Origin of the sequence: Saprospira grandis DSM 2844 (assembly GCF_000275825.1) — a bacterium.
Taxonomy (GTDB): Bacteria; Bacteroidota; Bacteroidia; order Chitinophagales; family Saprospiraceae; genus Saprospira; species Saprospira grandis_A.
Genome location: NZ_JH719942.1, coordinates 4,406,172 through 4,409,401, shown reverse-complemented (window position 1 = coordinate 4,409,401; position 3,230 = coordinate 4,406,172). Strand labels below are relative to the sequence as shown.

Annotated in this window: 2 protein-coding genes and 1 pseudogene; 2 read left to right on the top strand and 1 reads right to left on the bottom strand. The window is 46.4% G+C overall.

What is annotated here, in order from left to right; translation table 11 throughout:
- Positions 1–216: 216 nt before the first annotated feature.
- Entirely contained in the window at positions 217–1,323 is a 1,107-nt protein-coding gene (locus tag SAPGRDRAFT_RS22740) for an RHS repeat domain-containing protein (protein WP_156002033.1), read from the top strand.
- A gap of 51 nt (positions 1,324–1,374) precedes the next feature.
- Here SAPGRDRAFT_RS22740 and SAPGRDRAFT_RS23710 read toward each other — a convergent pair whose 3' ends face one another.
- The gene (locus SAPGRDRAFT_RS23710; RefSeq protein ID WP_253271401.1) at positions 1,375–1,539 is read right to left on the bottom strand and encodes a transposase; all 165 of its coding nucleotides are present in this window, start codon (positions 1,537–1,539) and stop codon (positions 1,375–1,377) included.
- Positions 1,540–1,725: 186 nt separating this feature from the next.
- Between SAPGRDRAFT_RS23710 and nhaD the strand changes: the two are divergent.
- Positions 1,726–3,117, top strand: a pseudogene (gene nhaD, locus SAPGRDRAFT_RS23865) (sodium:proton antiporter NhaD).
- Positions 3,118–3,230 lie beyond the last annotated feature (113 nt).

The following is a 3,230-nucleotide window of genomic DNA, read 5'->3' as shown; positions in this document are numbered from 1 at the left end:
TTGTTGTATGGCTGCTGGTTTCAACCTGCAGCCACGGCTAGCAGGCGGCGAAGCCGCCGCAGGCCTAGGGGCCTGCAAGGGTGCCGCGCAGCGGCAGACCAAGGGCGAAGCCCGCCGGGCCGAGCAGACTTGCGAGCCCTGAAAGGGCCCGGCCGCCTTTGGCGGCAGGCCCCAAAAACATCCTCACAAAACTATGAATATGACGAAATCGGCAATTTGGTTCGAGATAGCTCGGAGCAGATGGAGGAGATAGTTTGGAACGTACAGGGCAAGGTGCAAGAGGTTCATTTTGAGGCGGGTAAGCCGGGTCCTGATGCCTTGAAGTATGAGTACGACCCCATGGGCAACCGCTTGGCCAAAAAGAAATTGTATGTAGATGGTCCTGCGGATATTCGATCGGAAGGGCAGTATTATGTCCGTGACCCGCAGGGGAATGTGCTGGCGGTTTATCAGTACAATGAAGAAAATATTGCGCTGGTCGATGACAAAGATAGTTTGTATTTGGAGGAGCTGCATTTATATGGCTCTGCTCGTTTGGGAATCTTGAAAAAAACCTTAGCTTTAAGGTATCGGGATGAGTCGGGGGCCGTTGGTTTGCCTGCTGGGAGCCTGCTCAAAACGGCTTTGGCGCAAAGCAGCTACCAGCAACTAGAGTTGGGCCGCCGCCGCTACGAGCTCTCCAACCAGCTCAGCAACGTACTGGCTACGGTCAGTGATAAATCTTTGGGCCAAGACAGCAGCCAAACGGGACAGGCAGATTATTATCTGGCGCAGGTTTCTTCGGCAAGCCTATATTACCCATTCGGTTGGGAAATGCCTGGGCGCAAGTTTGTGAGTGGGGAGGGGTATCGTTTTGGGTTTAATGGGCAAGAGGAGGATCCTGATATGGGAGTGGTGTTTAAGTATCGTGTCCATGATGCGAGGGTTGGTAGGTTTTTGTCTGTGGACCCACTTGCGCCGGATTACCCTTGGAATAGCTGTTATGCTTTTGCGGAGAATAGTACAATTGCAGGAATAGATTTGGAAGGGCTTGAATTTGTATATGCCCCCAGTGTACCACAATCTTTTAAAGCAAAAATCAACACGCTAAGGAGTGAGTCTTTAGTATTCGATGTATTGTATACAACTTTAAATAATCATTTGGAGGCTAATGATGCCATGCTTCCAATTTATTTTTGTGATGTTTGTTTAGAACGAACAAGTGAAGAATTTGGCGGCCAGGTGAGGGGGTATGTTGATCGTTATGCAAGGGAAATAACTTTCGGTTCTGCTTCAGCAGAAAGAACAATCGCTGAAGAATTTTTCCATCTTTATCAAATGTAATTATTCTATGGAGGTTTAGGACGTGATCCTGCAACAAGAAATTTAATAGAATTAGAAGCTGAAGCTAAAATATTTGATGATGTAGTTATTTGGGAGGTTATAGGTAGTCGAGAAAAAAGATTGTATCGGTAATTCTCTCCACTGACAACCTGTTTTAAGCCTATAAATTATCGCTTTAACAATTTGCCACAGAGGCGCTTTGGTTTTTCGAGCCAATTTTTTTTCGGGAAAAAATGCTAATATTTTTCCGTAATAAATTCTTTTGATAAATTCACAACCATGTTGCAAAGTCCTTTTTTGTTTTTGTCGTAATCAACAATAATAAGCGCTTTGCAGCATTTTTTTTTGCCTTAGTCTAGCTGCTGACTAAAAAATTTAAACAAGCTCCTAATAAATTAAATTATGCTCTTTTCCGTTATCTTAAGTTTTATCATTGGTTATGTGGCCATTGTGTTTGAGCATCCGCTCAAGCTAGATAAAACGGTACCTGCTCTTATTATGGCGGCCCTCTGTTGGGCTTTCGTTTCTTTGGGCCATCTCGAGGTTTTTGATCATCATGGACATGAAGCGGCCCTCGATAATATTCTGCTTCATCATATTGGTAAAACTGCCGAAATTCTCATCTTCCTGATCGGCGCCATGACAATTGTAGAGCTAATTGACTTGCATGGTGGTTTTGGAGCGATTACCGATCGCATCAAGACGACCAAAAAATCGACGATGCTTTGGATGGTGATGCCTTTGGCCTTTTTCCTTTCTGCAACCCTAGACAACCTCGCTTGTACGATTGTAGTGGTGTCTTTGCTTCGCAAATTGGTGCCCGTTAAAGAAGAGCGCATTTATTTCATCAGTTTGGGCGTTATTGCTGCCAATGCGGGCGGTGCTTGGTCGCCAATTGGAGATGTAACCACCACTATGCTCTGGATTGGTGACCGTATTTCGGTTTCTGGTTTGGTCTTGGCACTTTTGCTCCCTTCTATTGCCTGTGCAATTATTCCTACAGCCGTGATGGCGGCTATGCCTTATATGAAAGGAAACATCACCCCTGCCGATACTTCTGACAATCATGCGGGAGAGAAAAACCCAAAAATCAAAGGGGCCGACACTATGCTTATTGCTGGTTTGGCCGGTCTGGTTTTCGTCCCTATTTTCAAAACGGTAACGCATCTTCCTCCCTATGTGGGCATGATGCTTTCTTTGGGGATTGTTTGGTTGATCTCAGAGTACCTTCACCCCGATGAAGAATTTGAAGATAAGTAGAAATACTCTGCTCACCACGCCCTTTCTCGTATCGAGATGTCTAGTATCCTTTTCTTCCTCGGTATCTTGATGGCCGTAGCCTCTCTAGAGTCCCTCAATGTACTTAAGGATTTGGCCGAAGCCATGAACGGCGTCTTCCCTTCTGAAAAAGAATACCTACCCGGTGTAGTTGGTTTGGACCTTGTAGTGGCTATTTTGGGCCTCGGTTCTGCCCTAATTGATAATGTGCCTTTGGTGGCCGCCGCTATGGGGATGTACTCTACCGAAGAGTATGTGATGGACCACAAACTCTGGCATTTCTTGGCCTATTCTGCCGGTACCGGAGGATCTATGCTCATCATTGGTTCTGCCGCTGGTGTGGCCGCTATGGGTATGGAAAAAATCGACTTTATGTGGTATATGAAGAAAATTGCCTGGTTGGCCCTTTTGGGTTTCTTTGCCGGAGCCATCGTTTTCTTGATCATGCACCCCTTCGTAGAACCTTACCTTATTGATACCGCTAGCCATGCCGCCCCCACAGGTGGAGGACACTAAGCGCTAGCCTCAGCTTTCTATACAAAATGCCTATTCCTGCTATAAGGAGTAGGCGTTTTTTTTGGGGCCTCCGCTGCGGCTTCGCCTTGCGGCGCTACGCTTTGGGGCTCGCA